This window comes from Rhizobium sp. Root274, assembly GCF_001429245.1.
Classification (GTDB): Bacteria; Pseudomonadota; Alphaproteobacteria; order Rhizobiales; family Rhizobiaceae; genus Allorhizobium.
Genome location: NZ_LMJE01000001.1, coordinates 222,886 through 242,344, shown reverse-complemented (window position 1 = coordinate 242,344; position 19,459 = coordinate 222,886). Strand labels below are relative to the sequence as shown.

Here is a 19,459-nt window from a genome sequence, read left to right as displayed (position 1 = left end):
TGGTACCTCATGACAAGATCTGAAGCGCAGGGGCGTCTTCCCGGGATTGCCCCTGTCTCCGTTGTTGACATCGGCTCGAACTCGATCCGCCTGGTGATCTATGAGGGGCTGTCGCGCGCTCCGACAGTCTTGTTCAACGAGAAGGTCCTGTGCGGACTGGGCAAGGGTGTCGCAACGACCGGGCGCATGGATGAGCAGGGCGTCGAGCGTGCGCTTTCCGCACTTCGGCGCTTCCGTGCCTTGTCCCGTCAAGCGCAGGCGACCCGGATGTATGTCCTCGCCACGGCTGCCGCCCGCGAAGCCTCCAACGGCCCGGACTTCATCGCGCGCGCCGAGGAGATTCTGGGACAGGAAATCCTGGTTCTGACCGGCGAGGAAGAGGCGAAGTATTCGGCCCTCGGCATCATCAGTGGCTTCCACGAGGCCGATGGGATCGCCGGCGATCTCGGCGGCGGCTCGCTCGAATTGATCGACATCAGCGGCAAGACCTTCGGCAAGGGCATCACCCTGCCGCTCGGTGGCCTGCGGCTTTCGGAAGCCGTCGACGGTTCGCTGCCCAAGGCCCGCGCTCTTGCCAAGAAGCTGCTCCTCGGCGCCAACTTTCTGTCGAAAGGCACGGGCCGAACCTTCTACGCAGTGGGTGGCACCTGGCGCAACATCGCCAAGCTGCACATGGAGATTCGCAAATATCCGCTGCATATGATGCAGGGTTATGAGCTGCCCTATGATGAGATCGCCTTCTTCCTCGACGAGATCATCTCCGGCGCCAATGCCCGCGATCCGGCCTGGTCGTCCATCTCCAAGAACCGCCGCAACCTGATCCCCTTCGGGGCAATTGCGCTGCGCGAGGTGATCGAGGTCATGCAGCCGCGCACGGTCTGCTTCTCGGCCCAGGGCGTGCGTGAAGGTTATCTCTATTCGCTGCTGCTCGAAGAGGAGCAGGCGCTTGACCCGCTCGTTGAAGCGGCCGACGAACTGGCCATCCTGCGCGCACGCTCGCCGGAACATGCACGCGAACTCGCCGACTGGACCGGTCGGATGATGCCTTTCTTCGATATTGAGGAAACCGAAGAAGAAAGCCGCTACCGCCAGGCCGCTTGCCTGCTCGCCGATATCAGCTGGCGCGCCCACCCCGACTACCGCGGCCTGCAGGCGCTGAACGTGATCGCCCACTCGTCCTTCGTCGGCATCACCCATCCGGGCCGCGCCTTCATCGCGCTCACCAACTATTACCGCTTCGAAGGCCTGCATGACGACGGCCAGACCGGTCCCTTGGCGGCCATCGCCACGGAACGCCTGCTCGACCGGGCAAAGCTGGTGGGCGGCATGCTGCGCGTCGTCTATCTCTTCTCGGCCTCGATGCCGGGCGTGGTGCACAACTTGACCTTCCGACGCTCGAGCAATCCCGAACTCGACCTCGAATTCGTCGTGCCGAAGGCCTACGAGGTCTTCGCGGGCGAACGGTTGGATGGCCGTCTGACGCAACTCTCCAAGCTGACCGGCAAGCGGCTGGCCTTTGTGTTCGAATAAGGTCTGACATCGGCAGGATAGAAACGAGAGCGGGCATGACCCGCTCTCGCTGTTTCAGGCTTACTTCGCCTTGAGGAAATCGTCCACTTCCAGCAGCACGAATTCGTTATCGTCGGCCTTGTCGATCGCCCGGCCCGCCGACAAGGGCAGGTTGTTGTCGTTGCCGACGATGACATGGGTCGGATCGACCACGTCGACATTCTCGATGGTGACGAAAGGCATGTCGTAAAAACCTTCGCCGCCACCCTGGCGCTTCTTGTTGTCGGGGTCCTCGATCTTCATCAGGTCGATATAGCCGATCTTGCGCACGGCCTTGCCGGCGTTTTCTTCCGTCATCTCGATCTTGTAGATCCGCTTGTGCTTGGCCGGAACGGCGAAGCAGTCGGGTGCCGGTGCCTTCGGATCGGCGCAGGCCTTGTCGGCTGTGCCCGCACCATTGTCGCGCTCGATGACCAGAGCCGTCGTCTCGTCGATCATGTTGAAATCGCCGATCGCCTCACCGCCTTCGGAAAGCGGATAGAGCCACGTTTTGCCCGTCCAGGTCTTGGAGGCGGCGTCGAGTTCGATAATGCGCAGTGCCGTCAGGCCATCGGCCTTTTCGACGGAGCCGTCTTCGAGATAAAGCGGGCCTTCCAGCAGACCATAGAGCTTGGTGCCGTCCTTCGACATGGCGAGGCCCTCATAACCGCCGGAGCGCTTGAGGTTGAAGACCGGCATCTTGGCAGCCGGATTGGCCGGAACGACGAGGGTCGGATTGTCGGGCGACTTGACGTCGACCTCGCCGGCTTTGGTGGCGATCACATCGGTCAGCACGCCCTCGGTCGAGAACTTCAGCACATAGGGGCCAAATTCTTCGCCGACCCAGAAGCCGTCGGCGACGGGTTGGATGGATTCGACGTCGAAGTCCGCGCCCGTCAGATAGCGCTTCTCCGAACCTTCCATGGTGATCGGGAAGGGGGCCTTCTTGTCGGGATCGGTCAGGAACAGGGTCTTTTCGACCTTCACTGTGCCGGCATCCCAGTCGAAGGTCAGGTGATGCAGCATTAGCATGGCGTCGGTCGAATTGCTCTTCGAGCCGAAGCCATTGTCGGACAGGCTCCAGAACGAACCGTCCGGCATGGCCTTGATGCCGGAGAAGCCCTGGAGCGGCTGCCCGTCGAAGGGCAGCGACAGGCCGGTTGGCCGCACGCCGTCCTTACCCGGCACGCTGCCAAGCTCTTCGGCGCGCTTGCGATCGGCGGTGGTGAACTTGCCGGAGGTCTTGAGATAGGCGGGCGCATCGGCCGGCGCGGCGATGATCGTGTTGGCCGGCAGGATGGCGTGGTTGACGAGCTTCGCAGCAAAGACAGTCTCGTCGGCAAGCGCAGACGAGGCGAAGATGAGGAAAAGGGATACGGAAGCGAGAAGGGATTTTTTCATCGACGTCACCTTGGTTGATGAGGCTAACGACGAGAGGGGTTAGGGCCTGTAGATATCAGGCAAATTACGGCCGCACGAAGCTTTGATGACGGCTCCTCGGCGATCGTCGAACATCACTCCGCAGCGCGCGCCGCAAGGCGAGGCGCGGCGGTGGTCGACAGGGGCTTCGTCTGGCGGGTCAAGGCGATGACGCCGATCGGCTGGCCACGACCGCGCAGCCCGTGCTCGCCCAGATAATCTGCATGGATGGTGGCTGGCATGGTCATGCGTTGCGCCAGATCCTGCGAGATCAACACGGGCCGCCCAAGCGTGCGGCACAGGCTCTCGAGGCGCGCCGTGGTGTTCACCGTGTCGCCGAAATAGGCGATCTTGTGATGGTCGACGCCGATCTCGGCGGTGATGATCTCGCCGCCATGCAGGGCGGCCCGCAGCCGCGGCATCTGGCCGAACTGGCTCATCCACCGGTCGGCATTCGCCTCGATCTGGTTGATGATATCGAATACGCAGCAGATGCATCGCGCATCTCTGATGCCACGTTCCAAAGGCCAGGTGATGATGACAGCATCGCCGATATAGTCGTCGATTGCGCCGCGATGGCGCCGGACCGGCTCGGCCAGCGCAGTGAAAAGGGCACCCAGAAACTCCTGCGTCCGCAGGTCGCCGTGTTTCTCGGCAAAAGAGGTTGACCCCACCAGGTCGATAAAGAGGAAGACGCGCTCCTCGCTGACAGGCTTGCGATAACGGCCGGTGAGCAGGCTGGTGAAGATGTCGCCGCCCAGAAGATCGCGGACGCGGAGCACGAAGACGATCGAGCCGGTGACCGCAAAAGTATAGAAGACGACATTGAGGGGCAGGATGAAGATCTGATGCCAACTCTCTTCAATGGCACCCGAAATCTTGAGCAGATATCCGCCAGTCACATAACCGGCCACCATCAGTCCGTAATAGGTGGCAAGCGAAAAGACGAGGAAGGATGGTGTAGCAAGCCCGTGCAGCCAATCCCGGTAGTGCGACAGAAAGAGACGCCGCTCGAAGGCGATGATCGGCATGGCGATGAAGACGGAAAATATCGCGCCGATGTGAGCCCGGCCGCCATAGACGAACAAGCTGTAAGCAACCCCACTTAAGGCAACGGCTGCCACCACCAGGCCCCAGAATAAAAAGCTCTGCCGTGTCATAAGCCGTCCACCATTCTCGTCTGCAGCAAAGACTGCAGCTCATGGCGATATAGTGGCTTGTTCCACCTTGTGCCAGACATGCGCTTGTCGGAATTCGAGGCAAGGGTGCGCCCAGAATTGATCGCTAGCCAACTGGCCAGGAACGGTGGCCTGGAGGCCGCGACCATCACGGCAACCAGACAGGCAGTCCCTCTGTGTCCACGCCTCGGACAGCCGCCTCGACGCAGGCGCCAAGCGAGCCGAAGCGCATTTGGCGACCGGACAGGCCCGGCCCGTAATGGGCATATTTGCCGGAATTGGTCATGATCACCTTGGCCGAAGGCGGGATCAGCGGCTCTGTGATCATGCACCAGCAGGTATCCGTGACGAAGGTGACGCCGAATGTCTCAAGCGGCTCGACATCGCCCGCGGCCCGAGCCTTCTCCAGAACATGCCGGCCGCAGGTGACGATCAGGGCCACATCCAAATGCTTGATCCGGCCGCGACAGAGGCGCGCAAGGGCTGCGATCTCGTCAACGGAGAAATGGGGGTTGCCGAGGGAGACCAGATCCACAGGGCCGGCCGGGGCGCCGTTCAGCTCCGCCCAGGCCTGGCGCATTTGAACCGGGGTCACTGTGATGATGGGCAGCTCGAGGAGAGCATAGCCGCCGTCTGTGATCGCCTCTGGCGTTACGCCGGCAATATGAAACATGGGCGCGGCAGACGTCGTGGCAAAGGCGGCGCCAAACGCCTTGAGGTCATCGATAGAGGGGACAGGATCGGCCAGTCCCTCAATAACAGGGATTTCATCCGGCGAAAGCGTGCCGATGAGGTAGCCGAGCAGGGGATAGAGGCTGTCGTCGATATCGCGGAGAGCCGGTAGCCGGATGCGCAGAGCGGGCAGGCGAGCGCTATCGAGGTGGCAGCCGGCCTTCGGCGCACGCCCGGTCAGCGCCACGCAAATGTCCAGATAGTCCGGATATTTCATTGTCCGCGCGCCAAGCACGCTGTTCGCGAAGACGACGGCATTGGATTCCGCCCAGACGATCTGTTCGTCGCGCTGAGGTTTGTCGTCGAGCAGATAGGGCGCGCAGGTGAAGGTCGGCTTGGCGCCCATCGCCACATAGGCGTCCGCCAGCCGGCTCGCCGGCTCGCCGAATTCGGGCGCAAGCCCTTGTGCGCGCCACTGGCGTTGGTCAACAGAAATGGCATTGAGTGTGGTTGGCACTTGCACGCGTCCGCCGAGATCTCTGAGTTTTTCCGCAAAGGCGAGGCCGCCGGCACCGGTATAGATACAGCCGTCGATATGGGCGCGGGTGATATCGATGAGGTCTTCGGCTCCTTCGATCTCCGCCATGCGCAGCACGATCCGCATGGCAACCGCTGCAGCCTCGCCCTTTGCGCCGGCCAGAATCCCCTGGTCTTCCGGGGACAGCCGAACGGTGGCAGGCCGCGCCTCACGATCCACTGCAGCGATGCGCACATCGCCTCTATCCCGAAGCGTGACGAAGGTTTTTTCGCCGACGCAGACGACGGGGATCGAGCGGCCGAACAACGCCTCGGCCACGATCACGCCGAGCGTAATGATGGCTTCCGGACGTTCGAGCAGGATCGCCGCCGGGCCCTGGTCGTTGAGCAACAATTCGAGCACCACGCCGCTGCCGGAGCAGGACCCACGGCTGGTCGGAATGGCGAGGACTCGGCCTCTGAGCGACTGCCCGCTTAACGGATGATGCCGGTCGATAACCTCGCCGGTCACGGCATCGACCCCGCCCCAGAAGCTGAGGCCTACATCGCTGAACAGGATCCTGCCTTCCGCAACACCGGGCACGAGAACCCGGCCGCTGATCGTCACGCTGTCATCGGTCATGCGGTACCTCGGTGAGCGCGAGAACGGCGAAGCTGGCGAGCCAGTGCTCGCCCATGTAATCGCCGGCCACATGGTCCAGCCCGGCTGCAAGGTGGTGGTCTGCGGCATCTCCCAGAATGGGACGCCTCCCATCGTCGGACGGCAGCGCTGCGCCAAGCGACCGGAAACACCAGGCACGACTGAGGTTGAGCCCGTCCAGATGGGCGATCTTGCTATCGGAGCGATCGGAGACCTGGGGCAGGCTGAAGAGCGTCGCCGGCTCTTTCGCTGAAACCTGCGGCAGGAAACGGTCGAACCAGGCTGTGAAGTCTTGCGGCGGCATCAGGCGACGCAGACACTCGGCCTCGATCAATGCCGGCGATAGAAAGTCGTCGCCAGAAGGCTCTCCCCAGGCCGGGCATGCTTCGTCAGCGCCATACCAGCGCAAGGCCGTGGCTTGCAGCAGATCGAGAAGACCATTGTCGGCCATCGTCTCCGCATAGTCGGCCGCGAGCCTCAGCGCAAAGGCCGTGTTGTAGTGCGTTCCCGTTCGCACGGGATAAGAAGCGACCGGCAGGAAGTCACGTAACTGCAGGACTATGCGGTCTGTCAGCGGTTGCAGGGTCATTCCCCAGGCGGCGTGCTCATGTCCGACAAGCTCCGCCGAAAGCTTCAACAGCCAGCCCCAGCCGTATGGCCTTTCATATCCGCGCGCCGAGGGGCGGTCGAAATAGGCGCATTCTCCAGCAACCTTGTCGTCAACGATCATCCAGTCGAAGAGGTTGCGGATCGCCTCGGCCTCCGGCAGGTTTGGGAACAGCCGCAGAAGCCGCGCCAGCATCCAGTAGCCGTGCACGCAGGAGTGCCAGTCATAACTGCCGAAGAACAGCGGATGCATTTCAGACGGTGTGCCGACGTCTTGAGGCCCGTCCAGTCCGTGCAGGATGTGGTTCGGATATTCCCGCGTCACATGGGAAAGCGCAATCCGGGCGAAGCGGGAGGCGAGTTCGGCTGTGAGCGTGGTATCTGTCATCCCTGGACCTCCTCCTGCAGCAGGTCGCCCCAATCGGCGCGCCGCAGCGCCTTGAACGCCTCGCCGTCGCGCTTGCTGAGTGTGAGTTCTTGAGCCGTCCCATCGCCACGACAGAGCTTGACCCGTCCCACACCGCCATTGACGCGTGGCGGAACAAGAATGCGCGAGCCTGTCCGCTCTACCGGTTCGCGTGAGGCGGCGATGAAGATGTATTTCTCGTCCTCCCACGGCACCTCGGCACCCTTGGCGAGACGATGCACGCGCGACCGCGCCACCCGGCGTGAGAAATGGCACCAGTCGGGTGCCACGATCGGACAGTCCTCAGAATGCGGGCAGGGGGCGACGAGATGGGCGCCTGCCGAGCGCAAGACATCGCGAGCCGTCAGAATGCGCTGCCACCCGGCCGGCGTACCCGGCTCAATGATCACAAGCATGCCCTTGGTCAGCGACCAGAGTTTCTGGGTCACGTTGGCAATGGTTGCAGGCGGCAATTCGTCGAGCACATAGGCAAGGGTGATGAGATCGGCGGGGGCAAGCGAGGGCATCTTCGCGGTCACATCCCCTGCCTGCCAGCGGCTCGCAACCTGCGCGCTGCGGGAGAGTTTTTCGCCGACACCGCGGATAGCGCCTGAGGCCTCGATCATCTCGGCAGAGGCGAGTGAGGGCCAGGTGTCCGCGGCAGCCCAAAGCGCGGTGCCGGGTCCACAGCCGAGGTCGATCAGCGAGGTCGGCGCGAAATCCGGCGCGACCTCCTCGACCATGCCGAACGCCGCCCGCACGGCCGCGAAGGTGGCCGGCAGCCGGGTTGCGAGATAGGCCTTGGCGGCGAGCGCATCGTCGATGTGAAAGCGACCGTCACGCACCTCGCGGCGATAGCGGTCGGAGAGAACGGCGCTAGACTTGACAAGCTTCTCCAGCGGCTCGCCCGAAAGCATCTGGTCGACAGCGGAGCGCAGGGCGGCGGGCAGTTCCATGGATGGCTCCTCAGCCGCGGCGCGATGCCCATTCCGGGCGGAGTAGGGACATGATGAAGAAATCGCTGCGCCGGCCGCCCGGAAGAAGGGCTGCCTCGCGCAGCACACCCTCCTCAATGAAGCCGGTCTTCAGGTAGACCGTTTTTGCGCGGGTATTTTCGCGCACGACGTCGAGCCACAGACGATGAGTGGGGTATTCGAGAAATGATACATCCACTGCCTTAGCCAGCAACTGTGAACCAACGCCCTTTTCGGGAGACGCCACCGCGATGCGTTTGACACAGGCATTGCCGTCTCGCCGATCGAGATCCATCAGGATGACGAAGCCGAGCGACTCGCCGGCTGCGTCGTCCCCGATCAAATAGGCAAATCCGGGGTTCGTCAGCTGGGCCTTATGCTCTTCAAGGCTATAGCGGCCGATGAACTCATCATAACCCGGCAGACGCTCCGTCTCCATGATGAACGGAATGTCGGCCTCCGTTGCCCGGCGCAGGGTAAGCGCCGGCATGGCTCAGAACTCCACGGCTTCGACGCGCTTGTCGACGAAGCGCAGCCCGACGCCGCCGGAGATCAGCTTCAGCGCCAGATCGCCGAAGAGTTCCTTGCGCCAGCCCTGCAGGGCGGCGACGTCCGCTTTTTCGCCTTCGGCAGCGATCTTTTCCAGATCGTCACTGTTGGCGATGACCTTGGAGGCAACGCCGTGCTTTTCCGAGGTCAGCCGCAGAAGCACCTTGAGAAGCTCGACGGCCGACTGCGTGCCCTCTGGCGCATGGGTGTGTCGCTGCAGATGCGGCATTTCCGATTTCGGCAGCGCAAGCGCGATGTTCACCTGTTCGATGATGGCTGCCCCTGAGGTCGAACGCTCCCAGCCCTTGGGGATGGTGCGGAGCCGCCCGAGCGCTTCCACGTCCTTCGGCTGCTGCTGGGCGATTTCATAGATCGCATCGTCCTTCAAGACGCGCGAGCGCGGCACGTTGCGCGAGCGCGCCTCGCGTTCGCGCCAGGCGGTGACATATTGCATCACGGCAAGTTCGGTCGGCTTGCGCAGCCGCATCTTCAGCCGCTGCCAGGCCTGGTCGGGATGCAGGTCATAAGTATCGCGCGATTCCAGGATCGCCATTTCCTCGGTCAGCCATTCGGCGCGTCCTTCCGCCTCCAGCTGGCTTTTCAGCTTCAGATAGACATCGCGCAGATGGGTGACGTCGGCCAGCGCATAATCGAGCTGCTTTTCCGACAGCGGACGGCGGCTCCAGTCGGTAAAGCGCGAGGTCTTGTCGATATGGACGTTCTTCACCTTCTGCACGAGCTGGTCGTAGGAGACCGAATCGCCGAAGCCGCAGACCATCGCCGCGACCTGTGTGTCGAAGATCGGATGCGGGATCAGATTGCCGAGGTGGAAGATGATTTCGATATCCTGGCGCGCAGCATGGAAGACCTTGACCACCGCCGTATTCGCCATCAGTTCGAAGAAGGGCGCAAGATCGAGGCCCTTGGCCATCGGGTCAACGATATACTCGTGGTCGGGGCTCGCCATCTGGATCAGGCAGAGTTCGGGCCAGAAGGTCGTTTCGCGGAGGAATTCCGTGTCGATCGTGATGAAATCGGATTGGGCAAGAAGGCGGCAGGCCTCCTCGAGCGCGGCAGTGGTATCGATCATTTCGGCTCGGTCATGGAAAACTAAAGGATCAACCTTAGTTTCCCTTCTGGCCCTGGATGTCAATATGAACGGATGGCAAAGGGCCGTGAACAGCCCGTTTGCGCGCGTCGTCCAGCACTATTCGTCGGCAGGCGCGCCGCGCAGCACGGCAATATTCTGCCGGTGCACCTCTTCATACGCCGCGAAATAGAGCGCCGAGCCATTGGCGATTTCAGGCGCGAGGAAGGTTTCCAGGCTCTCGGTATCAAGCGCGGGATCATCGATCCGGGCCGTGAGGCGCGTGAGATAGTCGCGGTTGGACGCAATCAGCGACGGCGGGTAGCCACCGGCGGCGATCACCTCTTCTGCGCCGTGATTGGGCAGAATGCGGCGGATCGGCAGCGTTGCCAGCCGGTCGAGTTCAACGATGTGGCGAGCCACATTGTCCGGCTCGGAGATATAGGTGACGCTGTCTTCCAGCGTATCGCCGGCAAACAGCAGGCCAAGCGAGGGCAGGAAGAGCACGGTGCCATCGGCGCTGTGGATGTCGAACTGCATCAACCGCACCTCGATCTCGCCGACATGAAGAACCGTCTCGCCCTCGAAGGTTTCCGTCGGCATCACAACTGGATTGATCGGCGGGTTCTTGGCCGCAAGAACCTTGCGTTTCTCGATGAGGGTGTCTTTCGTTAGCCGGTTAGACAGGATCGGACAATCGAGGAAGCCGGCATTTCCGGCGACGTGGTCGGTGTGCCAGTGGCTCATGACCACTTGAATGGCAGTCACGCCGAGCGATTTGAGATGGGCCCGGATCGCGGCGGCATGATCGAATGAAATGTGCGTGTCGTAAACCAGAGCCTGCGCGCCGGAAACGATGGCGAAGCTCGCGACGCCGAGGCTGTAGGCTCCGTCATCCAGCCAGTTCGGCTCTGGCGAATGCAGTCGTTTGCCGGTAATGCGTCCGTCGTAATAGGCGAAGATGCCCGGATAGGGCTCGTGGATACGCATCGTCTCAGCGAGGCTCATTGTCATGTCACCCTGAAATAGCCGGTCATGCCGGTCTTTTGATGTTCGATGATGTGGCAGTGAAAGACCCAGTCGCCGGGATTGTCGGCAACCAGTGCCAACTGGACCTTCTCGTCCGGTAGCACGAGATAGGTATCCGAAACCTGCTGCTGAACAACCTGCTTGTTCGAATCAACCGCCTTGAAATTCATGCCATGCAGATGGATCGGATGGGCATGCGGCGTGACGTTCTCGACATTGAGAATATAGCTCTGGCCAAGCTTCAGCTCTGCGATCGGGGCCGTCGGATCGGCCGTGTCGCCGGGATAGGGCACCTTGTTGATCGCCCAGAAGGAATAGCCGAGCGTGCCGCAGATCGAATCTTTTGCCGCGTTTTCCGCCGTCGCGCTCAAAAGCAGCGGCACTTGCGTCGCGTTCTTCAGATCGACCTCGACACCGGCGTTTTCGGCAAGCGGTCCGAGATCGCCGAGATGGCGTTTGAGCGAGGCGCCGACCGCCCGGAACTGCGTTACCACCTTCGGCGTCGAGGGACGGATGTCTTCAAGCGAAACGAGCGCGCCCTCGCTATCGGGAACCCGAAGCGCCAGATCCAGCCGCTGACCGGGTGCGACGACCGCCATGTCCAGCACGAAACGCGCGGGCACGGGATGGCCGTCGACAGCGATGATCATCGCCTCGGCGCCCTCGAGCTTCAGATTGTAGATGCGGGTGACGTCGGACGCGAGGATCCGCAGTCGCACCAGCCCGCCGGCCGGCACGTCATAGACCGGCTGCGGCTGCCAGTTTGCCGTGCGAACGGTGCCGAAGGTCCCGGTTTTCGCCGCATCGCGCGGCTTGAACTGGGCGATGAATTGGCTGTCGCTGCCGAGCCGGAAGTCGCGCAGATTGAGCGTCACTTCGCCATCGAAGACGGGATCGCTATCGTCCTCGACCACGAGCATGCCGGTCAGCCCCCGGCCCATCTGGGTGAGCGTGTTGCAATGGGGATGATACCAGAAGGTCCCGGCATCCGGTGGCGTGAACGCATAGTCGAAGCGGTCGCCCGGATAGACGTAAGGCTGAGTGACAAAGGGCACGCCATCCTGGGCATTCGGGATACGCAAGCCGTGCCAGTGGATGGTGGTCGGCTCGTCGAGCGTGTTGGTGAGCGTTGCGGCAAACGGCTTTCCGCGCTGCATGCGCAGGACCGGCGGCGAGGGATCGGCGGATGGTGCGCCCGTCAGCCCGTAGCTCATCACTTTGTGTGTTGCCGCCTGGCCATCAAGGGTGGCGTCAATCATCCGTGCTTCGATGTCCAGCTGCGAGGGGGCGGCGAAGGCCTGTGACAGGCGCGGCAGCACGGCGACGCCGGCTCCATAGGCTCCGGCAACAGCGGCTGATTTCAGGAGAGTGCGACGGGACAGCTGAAACACGACAAGGGCTCCATTCGATCCCCAGTTCTTAAAGTTGATGCTGGCGTTCAGCAATAGCTCCGGCCCGTCCATGCTGTCGCAGGAGAGGTCGGCGCCGGCCTCAGCCGCCGTCCTTTTCCGAGGGCGGTGTGGCGAGTTTGCTGAAGAAGGTGGAGGTGCGCAGCAGGCTGCGGAACCGCATGCGCCGCCGCTCCGTCGGCACGGCTTCGCGGGCGAAAATACGCGCAACCGTATAGGCGACGAAGAAGGTCAGCACGACGATCATGTAGAGAAACAGCGCATGCGGGCCGAAGGCGTCGATCAGGAAGGAGGCGAAGAGTGGCCCGATGACGGCGCCGACCGACCAGAAGAAGAGGGTGCCGGCCGAGATCAGCGCGTGTTGGCCAGGCGCCGCATGATCATTGGCATGCGCCGAACACAAGGAGTAGAGCGGCATGGCGAAGGCGCCGAAAGCGAAGATGCCGACAAAATTGGCAAGCTCGCTGTCGCCCGCAAAGAAGGCGAGATAGGCGCAGGCGACGAGAGCGCCCAGCGCCGAGATGAGGATGATCACGCGCCGGTCGAGCTTGTCCGAGTAATGCCCGAGCGGATATTGCAGGACGATGCCGGCAAAGATGCCGACGCTCATGAAGGTGGCGATCGCAGTCACCGACATGCCGATACCATCCGCATAGATTGGCCCCAGCGAACGGAAGCTGGAATTGGTGAGCCCGATGACGATGCAGCCGACGGTCGCAAGTGGCGAGACCGACCACAGCACCTTGATGTCGAATTTGACGTCTTCCGGCGGGGCGGGGCTGGTGCGGTCGGCAAAGGAGATCGGCACCAGCGACAGCGTCAATGCCATGGAAATGATGGCGAAGAGATCAAAGCCGCTGACGCCGAAAAGCGGGATCAGATACTGCGCCGCCGTCACCGAGCCGAGATCGACGAAGCGATAGACGGACAGCGTGCGTGCGCGCGTCGCATTGGTGACCCGGGCATTCAACCAGCTTTCGACCACGGCGAACAGGCCGGCGAAACAGATGCCCTGGATGAGGCGCATCAGGAACCACGAGACTGGATCGATGACCAGAACCATGACGATCGAGGCGGCAGACGCGATGGCGGCCAGCGCCGAGAAGGCGCGGATATGGCCGATCGCCCGCATGATCTTGGTGACATAGACGCAGCCGATGACGAAGCCGATGAAATAGCCGGTGCCGATCATGCCGACGACGGAGGCGCTAAACCCTTCGTTGAGGGCACGCAGCGAAATGAAGGTGCCCTGCAGACCGTTGCCGCCGATCAGGATGCCGGCGGTCACGAGAAGAGGGATCAGCGGTCGAATGTCATTCATCGGGGAAACCTGCCCGCCGCAACGGAGGGGGACGAGTCGATGGTGCGGCAGGGCAGAATACCTAGCGCCGATTGTCCGGGAACGACAGGCTTAAAATGACGACACGTGTCGTCTTGTGACACGTGCCGAGGATGCGTACGTCAGATGACCGGCGTTAAAGAAACGGCACGGCCCTCACAGCCTGCACGAAGGTGGCGGCGACCACGGCGATGGAGGCAACGGCGCCGGCGGCAATGCCGAGCCTCGCCTGTCCGGGCAGGAAGCGATCGAGCACGAAGCCGAGGATCGGCAGCGCCTGCATGATATGGGTGGCGAAGAAATGCGGCACGCGCAGATCGCCCCCGGTCCGCGACCAGCCGAACAGTGGCAGGCCGCCGACATCGGTCCTGATACCACCGACCCAGTGGCCGGGTCCGCCGATCTGGCCGCTGCCGAGCGCGAAGGCGGTGATCAGCGTCAGGATTGCACCGAGGATCAGCCCCCAACCGCCGCCAAGCCGCAGGCCCGCGGGGGCGAGTGGGGAAGGGCGCGTGAGAATATAGACCCCGATCACCAGGGCCGAGAGCACCAGCAGCGCGGCCGCTATGCCCATGATGCTGTACATCGTGGCTTCGATCGGCGTGGAATCGTTGAAATGCGAGGCCCGTCCGCGCGCCGCCTGCAGGGTGATATAGGCGATTTCGCCCATGGCGGTCATCGCAGCCGTGAAGGCGGCAAGCCACAGGCCGCGACTGGCGAGAGCCCGCTCATCAATCAGCGGCAGGAGCCAGAGCAGCGTCGCCATCATCACGGCGAGCGACAGCTGGAATTTCAGCGGTTTGATCCAGACGCTGATGCCGTTGAGCAGGCGGTCGTCGATGCCGAGCGCAATCAGCGAGGGCACGGCAAGGGCGATCTGGAAACCGAGCGCGAGCAGCAAGAGGCGGTGCGCGGAAGCCGCACGGTAGAGCGATGCCGGCGATAAGTCGGTAAGCGGCGTGGTCTGGTCGAAGATCAGCGTCATGGCTTATGCCTTTGCCGTTGCGAGGGCGGATTGGCTCGCCCGCATGATGAAGAACAGGAGAAGGCCGATCGGCCCGAACATAAAGGTGACGACCAGGACCGGCGCCTGAACCACCCGGTTCCAGCCGAGCCTGTCGGCTTCTGAGGCGATCCAGCAGCCTACGAAGAGGTCGAAGGCAAGGTAATGGATCCAGCCGGCGACGAGCACGCCGTCATTCAGGAAGAGCGTGCGGACCTCGGCAATCGAGCCAAAGCCGCCGCCGTCGACGCGGAAGAAATAGACGAAGATCAGGACCGCGTAAGTCAGCGACAGGGCGCCGACCAGTCCCAGGCGAAGGGCCTGAATGACGAAGGGCCGACGCGGGGCGAGGATCAGCACCAGCCATCCCAGCATGGCCGCAGAGCTTACGACCGAAAACACCTGCGCGAAATCCATCTCGTTCTCCTGATCTAGGCACCGACAAGATAGAGATGTCGCATAAACTTGTCACTGTCAAGATTACTTTGACAGAGACCTGCAGGCGGGGTTAGACATGGGGCATGGCACGGCAAAAATCCTATCACCACGGCGACCTGCGCCAGGCTTTGATCGATACGGGGCTCACCATGCTGGAGGAGCACGGACTGGAAGGCCTGACGCTGCGCAAGCTCGCCGCCCGCGTCGGGGTCTCCCATGCGGCGCCCGAACATCACTTTCCGACCCTGCGCCACCTGATGACGGCCTTTGCGATCGAAGGTTTTCGCCTTTTCGCCGCCTCGATGCGTAGCGCGATGGCGGAAGCCGCCGATGATCCGGCCGAACAGCTACGCGCCGCCGCCCGAGGCTACCTCGCCTTTGCCACGACCCACCCGCATCTGTTTCGCTTGATGTTCACCGCCAACCGCCTCGACTGGGACGACCCGGCCATGGCCCAGCCCGCCAACGCGGCACGTGCGGTGCTGGAGGAAATATCGAGGCCGGTCGCAAAGCGCATGAAGCTGGACACGCAGGAGGGCAGAGCCGCCGTCGAGCAGCTCGTATGGTCGCAGATCCACGGTCACGCCCATCTGATGATCGACGGCAAGCTGCAGCGGGAGGATGGCACGGGTTGTGAACCGTTTGCGCCGCCGCTGGATCTGGCGAGTGTGCTTTTGCCGGAGTGAGGGGGCTACCCCTTCATCTCTGCTGCGACTAAGCACCGCGACCGATAAGAGTACCTTGTTCGAAGTGACCGCCGAACCGGTCATTCCCGTGAATCAACTCGCGTCGATATCGTCCTTCAGTGTGGCGAAAAGGTTCTGCAGCACTGCGAGGGCAGCGCCATCGTCCATCAGCAACCTCCTGACGGCGCTCTCGTACTGCGACCTCCCTTGGAAGCCTAAGCTCGTCGCAATTCGATCCAGGGCAGGCGTCTCCCGGACAGGGTAACGGGCAATCACGGCGGTGAGATCAGCGGCCTTGCAGGCTTCCGTCAATCGCGAGACCTCCGCAGCGACGACAGCGGGAACATCAATGGTTACATTAAGTGGTTGCGCGTGAGCGATGTCAGCCCGCTTCGGGAGCTTGCTCATGAGATCTTGCCGGATGGACGCTTCGACCACCCGTTCGCTTAGACGTTTAATATGCGGAAGGATCGCATCGATAGCTGAAGATTTAGCCAGCTCCAAAGATTGAACGGCGTCGGCACCGGTTAGCGTTTGCTGCCGTGCCGCCAGACGCTGCAGCACGTCGTCGTGGTAGTATAGAGACTCGACTGCGTAGACAGGAACAGCATATACGCCCTTGTCTTTCAGTTCATTGATATTTGCTTCTGTTCGCCGATCATTGTCCACGATACCGAAGGCATGAAGCCGGTGAAGGCTTTGGGCATCACGGATGCTAGAGACCGAATGCTCGACGTCACGACAACTCGCTTTCGGAATTACGGATACCTGCGGAAACAGCAAACTGTAGAGCGGCTTATCTAGGCTCTGTTCCGTCCCCTCGACGAATAGGAGCTTCCGGCGACTACCAAGAATATCTTGTTTCAACTGCTCGTCTATTTCTGTGTCAGTTGTTACGAGATCGGCGTCCCAGTCCACTACTTGAGAGTGCTGATATGTGCATCCCCTTACCAGCAGGGTCCGGGCGTCAGGATTGTCGAGCGGGAGCATGACGTCGTGGGTAGATACGACGAACGCACAGTCGTCACGTCGTGAAAACAAGATGGTCAAAAGAGGTGAGATGATGGACCGGTGGAGGTGTCTCTCAGGCTCATCGATAAACAGGATTGTCTCCGGTTTCGCAGTAAGGACATTGGCAGCGATGAGGAGGGCATTCCGCTCGCCATCGGACAGCTCTGCGATGCTGTACTGTGGTCCACCATTTCTGCTGGCCATTACCTGCTCGGACTCTCTAACACTAATTTCGATAGGAATGTTGGATAATTTCAGGAGCTCATTGATTACTTTTATGGGAGCGTCATGCTTTGACAATTGACGCGCTAGGTCGATGTTGTTGGCATCAACTGCATCCGCAATGCCTCTAGCGCGCACATTTTCGGCGTCGATCAGATCGTAGATGGCGACACTTGCACGCTGAGCCGAATAATTGTCCATCCAGCGGGATTGAGGGGTGGTGTCTACGCTTGAGATGCTGTTTTCTGTACTCTTCTTATCATGGGCAGACATGGTCATTGCGTTTGATTGAAACCAAGTTTGCCGGTGCGCAGAAATACGTCGTGCTCTTCCATGATTGGCAGCATAGAAACGTTGCAAGAGACTTGACTTGCCGGTCCCATTCGCCCCCAAGACAAATACTACCTCTCCCAGTGCTACAGTGAAGTTCAGGGACTCTCCAACAGAGAGCGGAACAGTAAGCGAAAATGACATCAGCAGGCCTCCGACAACTGGTGACTCTTAATTCAGGGTTGTAAACCTTGTTATACTAATGCAAATTGATGCAAAAGAGGGCGTCCATGACACGCCTATAAGCGCAAGCCATTTTGACGAGAGTGCATCGGTTATCTCCGTCGGGCTGAACTCGGGTAACCGCGCCTGATGCCTGGATGTCGGCTTTCGCGTTCGGCACCCCAACATCGGACGGTTCACGTCCGACCCGACCGCCGCCAAACTGCTCCTACCAGCTCCCGCCAAATTCACCCGACGCCAGGCCCCACGCCACGCAGCCTTGACAAATCAGCCACACCATGCGCTTTTCCGCCCGATTTTCTATCGGTCGCGCGCCTCCCATGATGGTGCCTTGACGACCGTCACATTCGGGAAACTTGACCATGCATCCTTACCGCAGCCACACCTGTGCCGCCCTTCGCAAGTCCGATGTCGGGCAGACCGTCCGTCTTTCCGGCTGGGTCCACCGTGTCCGCGACCATGGCGGCGTGCTTTTCATCGACCTGCGCGACCATTACGGCATTACCCAGGTCGTGGCCGATCCGGATAGCCCGGCCTTCAAGCTGGCCGAAACCGTGCGCGGCGAATGGGTCATCCGCATCGATGGCCTCGTCAAGGCCCGTTCGGAAGAGACCACCAACAAGGCGATGGCCACCGGCGAGATCGAGCTTTACGCCCAGGAAATCGAGGTTCTCTCGGCCGCTAAGGAACTGCCGCTGCCGGTCTTCGGCGAGCCCGATTATCCGGAAGACGTGCGCCTGAAGTATCGCTTCCTGGATCTCCGTCGCGAGACGCTGCACAAGAACATCGTCAAGCGCACCCAGATCGTCTCGGCCATGCGCGCTGGCATGGGCGCTGCCGGTTTTGCCGAATTCACCACGCCGATCCTGACGGCCTCCTCGCCGGAAGGCGCACGCGACTTCCTCGTTCCCTCGCGTATTCACGAAGGCAAGTTCTTCGCGCTGCCGCAGGCGCCGCAGCAGTACAAGCAGCTCCTGATGGTCGCCGGTTTCGACCGCTATTTCCAGATCGCGCCCTGCTTCCGCGATGAAGACCCGCGCGCCGACCGTCTGCCGGGCGAATTCTACCAGCTCGACGTCGAAATGAGCTTCGTCACCCAGGAAGAGATCTGGGAAACGATGGAGCCTATGATGACCTCGGTCTTCGAACAGTTCGCCGAAGGCAAGCCGGTCACCAAGAAATGGCCGCGCATTCCCTATGATGTCGCGATCCGCAAGTATGGCTCCGACAAGCCGGACCTGCGCAACCCGATCGAGATGCAGGCCGTCACCGACCATTTCCGCGACTCGGGCTTCAAGGTCTTCGCCGGCATGATCGCCTCGAACCCGAAGGTCGAGATCTGGGCGATCCCGGCCAAGACCGGCGGCTCACGCGCATTCTGCGACCGCATGAACGCCTGGGCGCAAGGCCAGGGCCAGCCGGGACTCGGCTATATCTTTTGGAAGGAAGAAGACGGCAAGATCGCCGGCTCCGGACCGCTCGCCAAGAACATCGGCGAAGAGCGCACGGAAGCGATCCGCACCCAGCTCGGCCTTGAAGCCGGCGACGCCGCCTTCTTCGTCGCCGGTGATCCGGCCAAGTTCTACAAGTTTGCCGGCGAAGCCCGCACCCGCGCCGGCGAGGAGCTGAATCTCGTCGACCGCGACCGTTTCGAAATGTGCTGGATCGTCGACTTCCCCTTCTACGAATGGAGCGAGGAAGAAAAGAAGATCGATTTCGCCCACAACCCCTTCTCGATGCCGCAGGGCGGCTTGGAAGCGCTCGAAAGCCAGGATCCGCTGGATCTCAAGGCCTACCAGTATGACGCCGTCTGCAACGGCTTCGAGATCGCCTCGGGCTCGATCCGTAACCAGTCGCCGGAGCTGATGGTCAAGGCGTTTGAGAAGGTGGGCCTCAGCCAGGCAGACGTGGAAGAGCGTTTCGGCGGCCTCTACCGTGCCTTCCAGTACGGCGCACCTCCGCATGGCGGCTGCGCCTTCGGCATCGACCGCGTGGTCATGCTCCTGGTCGGCGCAAAGAACCTGCGCGAAATTTCGATCTTCCCGATGAACCAGCAGGCCCAGGACCTGCTGATGAATGCCCCGTCGCCGGCAACCCCGACGCAGCTGCGCGAACTGGCGCTCCGCGTCGTGCCGCAGCCGAAGAAGGACTGATCGGTTCTGACGATCTGAATGGACAAGGCCGGGAGCGATC

16 protein-coding genes are annotated in these 19,459 nt (G+C 61.7%); 3 read left to right on the top strand and 13 right to left on the bottom strand.

All coding sequences use genetic code 11. The annotated features are described in order from the left end of the window. Positions 1–9 precede the first annotated feature (9 nt). Positions 10–1,530: an exopolyphosphatase gene (gene ppx, locus ASE36_RS01295; RefSeq protein WP_062274842.1), complete on the top strand. Its 1,521-nt coding sequence runs from the start codon at positions 10–12 to the stop codon at positions 1,528–1,530. A 60-nt stretch (positions 1,531–1,590) separates the two neighbouring features. Here the strand turns inward: ppx and ASE36_RS01290 are convergent, their stop codons facing one another. From ASE36_RS01290 to ASE36_RS01235, 12 genes are all read right to left on the bottom strand, one after another. Then, positions 1,591–2,949, bottom strand: a complete 1,359-nt coding sequence (locus ASE36_RS01290) for an esterase-like activity of phytase family protein (protein ID WP_062274839.1) — start codon at positions 2,947–2,949, stop codon at positions 1,591–1,593. 113 nt (positions 2,950–3,062) lie between these two features. Beyond that, positions 3,063–4,127: an adenylate/guanylate cyclase domain-containing protein gene (locus ASE36_RS01285; protein WP_062274836.1), complete on the bottom strand. Its 1,065-nt coding sequence runs from the start codon at positions 4,125–4,127 to the stop codon at positions 3,063–3,065. A gap of 166 nt (positions 4,128–4,293) precedes the next feature. Beyond that, positions 4,294–5,976, bottom strand: a complete 1,683-nt coding sequence (locus tag ASE36_RS01280; RefSeq protein ID WP_062274833.1) for an aconitase X — start codon at positions 5,974–5,976, stop codon at positions 4,294–4,296. Continuing rightward, entirely contained in the window at positions 5,966–6,988 is a 1,023-nt protein-coding gene (locus ASE36_RS01275; protein WP_062274830.1) for a DUF2891 domain-containing protein, read from the bottom strand. Before ASE36_RS01275 ends, ASE36_RS01280 begins: the two co-directional genes overlap by 11 nt. Beyond that, positions 6,985–7,962: a small ribosomal subunit Rsm22 family protein gene (locus tag ASE36_RS01270; protein WP_062274828.1), complete on the bottom strand. Its 978-nt coding sequence runs from the start codon at positions 7,960–7,962 to the stop codon at positions 6,985–6,987. The genes ASE36_RS01275 and ASE36_RS01270 overlap by 4 nt, the downstream gene beginning before the upstream one ends. A 10-nt stretch (positions 7,963–7,972) precedes the next feature. Then, a complete protein-coding gene (locus ASE36_RS01265; RefSeq protein ID WP_062274824.1) occupies positions 7,973–8,470 on the bottom strand; it encodes a GNAT family N-acetyltransferase in 498 nt (165 codons plus the stop codon). A gap of 3 nt (positions 8,471–8,473) precedes the next feature. After that, complete coding sequence (gene rnd, locus ASE36_RS01260; protein WP_062274819.1) at positions 8,474–9,619, bottom strand: ribonuclease D; 1,146 nt, start codon at positions 9,617–9,619, stop codon at positions 8,474–8,476. A 117-nt stretch (positions 9,620–9,736) separates the two neighbouring features. Next, complete coding sequence (locus ASE36_RS01255) at positions 9,737–10,624, bottom strand: MBL fold metallo-hydrolase (RefSeq protein WP_082510735.1); 888 nt, start codon at positions 10,622–10,624, stop codon at positions 9,737–9,739. A 2-nt stretch (positions 10,625–10,626) separates the two neighbouring features. Further along, entirely contained in the window at positions 10,627–12,036 is a 1,410-nt protein-coding gene (locus ASE36_RS01250; protein WP_062277807.1) for a multicopper oxidase family protein, read from the bottom strand. A 100-nt stretch (positions 12,037–12,136) separates the two neighbouring features. Further along, positions 12,137–13,375 (bottom strand): MFS transporter, encoded by a 1,239-nt coding sequence (locus tag ASE36_RS01245; protein ID WP_062274813.1) that lies wholly within the window; start codon positions 13,373–13,375, stop codon positions 12,137–12,139. A 154-nt stretch (positions 13,376–13,529) separates the two neighbouring features. Further along, entirely contained in the window at positions 13,530–14,378 is an 849-nt protein-coding gene (locus ASE36_RS01240) for a hypothetical protein (protein ID WP_062274811.1), read from the bottom strand. Positions 14,379–14,381: 3 nt separating this feature from the next. Further along, positions 14,382–14,813: an ABA4-like family protein gene (locus ASE36_RS01235; protein WP_062274808.1), complete on the bottom strand. Its 432-nt coding sequence runs from the start codon at positions 14,811–14,813 to the stop codon at positions 14,382–14,384. A gap of 104 nt (positions 14,814–14,917) precedes the next feature. On the opposite strand from ASE36_RS01235, the gene ASE36_RS01230 reads away from it, so the two are divergent. Next, positions 14,918–15,520, top strand: coding sequence for a TetR/AcrR family transcriptional regulator (locus tag ASE36_RS01230; protein WP_062274805.1), 603 nt, complete (start codon positions 14,918–14,920; stop codon positions 15,518–15,520). Between the two features lie 93 nt (positions 15,521–15,613). Here ASE36_RS01230 and ASE36_RS01225 read toward each other — a convergent pair whose 3' ends face one another. Next, on the bottom strand, positions 15,614–17,227 hold the full coding sequence (locus ASE36_RS01225; RefSeq protein WP_082510731.1) for an AAA family ATPase: 1,614 nt from the start codon (positions 17,225–17,227) through the stop codon (positions 15,614–15,616). Between the two features lie 401 nt (positions 17,228–17,628). Here ASE36_RS01225 and aspS point away from each other — a divergent pair, with 401 nt between their 5' ends. Further along, positions 17,629–19,419 (top strand): aspartate--tRNA ligase, encoded by a 1,791-nt coding sequence (gene aspS, locus ASE36_RS01220; RefSeq protein ID WP_062274799.1) that lies wholly within the window; start codon positions 17,629–17,631, stop codon positions 19,417–19,419. The last annotated feature ends 40 nt before the right edge of the window (positions 19,420–19,459 follow it).